Raw genomic sequence first — 650 nt, 5'->3', positions numbered from 1 at the left:
ATACCGCGTCGGCGGCCAGTTGCGCATGGTCAAGGTGAGCCCGTCGCGTGGCGCGGCGTACTACATGTACGACCGCAACGGCGATGGCCGCATGGACAGCGACAAGGACGGCGTCTCGCCGGTGTACTGGAAGCTCTACAGCTGGTGATGGCATACGCCGCGCTGCGGCCGCGCCCGGTGCTGGTACACCGCTTGCAGGCGCAGAAGTCTCTCCCGCCGTTTCGTTTTCCCGCATGAATACGCCCGAACGCCGCCAGTCGCCCGATCCAGTCCAGTTGCGCGCCGGCCTCACCGCCGAGCAACGCAAGGCCGTGGAAACGCTGGAGCATTTCGGCTGGCAGCTGCGGTTCGTGCGCCGCCCGCTGTTCCGCGACCCGATCCCGGTGCTGTTCGACCGCGCGGGCGGGCGCTACGTGGTGCTGCAGCCGGACGGCAGCCTGGACGAATCGCAGACGTTGCAGCTGCGCGATTGATCCAGACGCACCGCACCCGAGCCAGGTAGTGCCGGCCGCTGGCCGGCTCCTCGGTAAAACGTGACGTCGCCAGATACTGCCGGCCGCTGGCCGGCTCCTCGGTAAAACGTGACCTCGCCAGATACTGCCGGCCGCTGGCCGGCTCCTCGGGAAATCTGACGTCACCGGAAGCCGGCC

Annotated in this window: 2 protein-coding genes; both read left to right on the top strand. The window is 68.2% G+C overall.

Going from position 1 to position 650, the window contains the following annotated elements:
- A partial coding sequence (locus tag ACXJKJ_RS30870) for a DUF2782 domain-containing protein (RefSeq protein WP_457395344.1) occupies positions 1 to 148 on the top strand: 148 nt, incomplete at its 5' end.
- 85 nt (positions 149 to 233) lie between these two features.
- Complete coding sequence (locus ACXJKJ_RS30865; RefSeq protein WP_457395341.1) at positions 234 to 473, top strand: hypothetical protein; 240 nt, start codon at positions 234 to 236, stop codon at positions 471 to 473.
- Positions 474 to 650 lie beyond the last annotated feature (177 nt).

Source organism: Roseateles sp. P5_E1 (assembly GCF_054049335.1).
This window is presented reverse-complemented; position numbering and strand designations above follow the sequence as displayed.